1 protein-coding gene is annotated in these 2463 nt (G+C 71.5%); it reads right to left on the bottom strand.

The features are described 5' to 3' along the window. Positions 1-2454, bottom strand: a 2454-nt coding sequence (locus ABZ842_RS38740) for a polyketide synthase dehydratase domain-containing protein (RefSeq protein WP_361548560.1), incomplete at its 3' end; no start/stop codon positions are given. Positions 2455-2463 lie beyond the last annotated feature (9 nt).

Genomic DNA, 2463 nt, shown 5'->3' with positions numbered 1-2463 from the left:
ACGCACACCACACACCGACACCAACCACTCCGCCACCAAACCACCCAACACACCCAAACCACCCGTCACCAACACCGTCCCCTCAGGATCGATGGGAACGGGCAGGGTCAGGACGTTCTTGCCGACGTGCCGGGCCTGGCTGAGGTGGCGGAACGCGGCCGGCGCCCGCCGTACGTCCCACGCCGTCAGCGGCAGCAGCACGAGCCGTCCTTCGGCGAACAGCGCCAGCAGCTCGGCGAGCATGTCACCTATCTGGGCCGGCTCGGGCTCGGACAGGTCGAAGGTCCGGTACCGGACGCCGGGCGGCAGCGCAGCCGCGTCCCGTACGTCGGTCTTGCCCATCTCGACGAACCGTCCGCCGCGCGGCAGCAGTTCGAGCGAGGCGTCCACGAACTCACCCGCGAGCGAGTTCAGCACCACGTCGACGCCGGCGCCGTCAGTCACTGTGAGGAACGCGGCGCGGAAGTCGAGGTCGCGGGAGGAGGCGATCCGGTCGTCCGGCAGCCCGAGCCCCCGCAGCGTCGCCCACTTGCTCGGGTGCGCCGTGGCGAAGACGTCCGCCCCGAGGTGCCGCGCCAGCTGGACGGCCGCCATTCCGACGCCGCCCGCGCCCGCGTGGACGAGCACGCGTTCGCCCGGGCGGAGGTCGGCGAGCCGCACCAGCGAGTAGTACGCCGTCAAGAACGCCACCGGCACCGACGCGGCCTGCGCGTACGACCACTCCGAAGGGATCGGCGCGACGGTCCGCGCGTCGGCCACCACCACGTCGCCGAACGACTCCGGCACCAGGCCCATGACCCGGTCGCCGACGGCCAGCCCAGTGACGCCCGGACCGACCTCGGTGACCACACCGGCGCACTCGCTGCCGAGCGTCGCCTTGTCCGGGTACATGCCCAGCGCGATCAGCACGTCCCGGAAGTTCAGCCCGACGGCTCGGGTGGACAGCCGGACCGTCCCCGGCAGGAGCGGTGCGCCCGCCTCCGAGTACGGGACCGGAGCAAGCTCGGCGAGAGTCCCGCCCCGGCCGGCCCCGAGCCGCCACGGCCCCTGCTCGGGGAGCCGCAGCCGGTCGCTCCCGTCGATCTCCGCGAGTGCCGGTGCGATCAACTCGTCTCCGCGTACGGCGAGTTGATCGAGGTCGCTGGCGAATACTGCCGGCAGCAGCCGCGTGAGGAGGACGACGTCGTCGGCCGCCGGGTCGCCCTGCGGATCGAGGTCCAGCAGGACGAAGCGGTCCGGGTTCTCCGTCTGGGCGGACCGGACCATCCCCCAGATCGCGGACATGACCGGGTCAACCGGGGACACCGGGTCCTCCGTGGTCACGGCGCCACGGGTGAGCACCAGCAACCGGGCCTCTTCCAGCTGCGGCGCGGCGAGGAACGCCTGTACCTCGGTCAACAGCCGCACCAAGGCCGCCTCGGCGCGCGTGGCACCCTGGGCCCCGTCGTCAGCCCCGCCCGCAGCGGCGTCGACGCAGGACAGCACCACCAGTGCGGGGGCCTCGGCGCCTTCGTCCACGGCCTGGGCCAGCGCGGTCAGGCCGGCGTGATCAGCCGAGCCGTTCCCCACCAGCGCCCATTCCGGTGCCGTTCCCTTCGCGCCGTCGGCGGTCTGCTCGGGCACCGGCGCCCACCGCATCCGCAGAAGGCGGGCGGCGGAGGTCTGGGGGCCTGAAAGGCTCTCTTGGTTGATCGGCCGGAAGGCGAGGGATTCGACGGTGACGACGGGCTGGCCGGTCGGGTCGACGGCTTCGATGCTGACGCCGTCGGCGCCGCGACGCAGTCGGGCGTGGAGGGCGCGGGCACCGGTGGTGTGAACGGTGACGCCGGCGAAGGCGAAGGGAAGCCCGGCCTCGGACGACTCACCGGTGACGGCGAGGGCGTGCAGGGCTGCGTCGAGCAGGGCCGGGTGCAGAGCAAAGCCCGACGGGTCGTCGGGAAGCACGACCTCCGCGTACACATCCTTCCCGTCCACCCACACCTGCCGCAAACCCTGGAACACCGGACCGTAATCGAAGCCCGCATCTCCAAGCCCTGCGTAGATGTCCTCCACCGGCATCGACTCGCCAACAGGAGCCCACACCCATCCCGGAATCGATACCTCAGCCGCATCGGTGACCGAGCCGACGCCGTGGCGGATCCAGTCGCTGTCGCCGTCCGGCCGCGAGTAGATGTTCACCCCGCGCTGGCCGTGCTCATCTGGATCGTCGACGACGACCTGCACCGCCACACCCGGACCGTCCTGCGCCAGGACCAGAGGCGCCTGCAACGTCAACTCGTCCAACCGGGAACAACCCACCTGAAGCCCGGCATGTACCGCCAGGTCAACGAAGGCCGTGCCCGGCACGATCACGACACCCGAGACCGCATGATCAGCAAGCCACGGCTGCGCCGACGTCGACAACCGACCCGTCAACACCACACCACCACCGGCGAGCGAAACCTGCGCGCCCAGCAGTCGATG

This window comes from Streptomyces sp. NPDC047315 (assembly GCF_040643215.1).
GTDB lineage: Bacteria > Actinomycetota > Actinomycetes > Streptomycetales > Streptomycetaceae > Streptomyces.
Note: the sequence above shows the minus strand (reverse complement) of the source record. Positions and strands in the feature narration are given on the sequence as shown.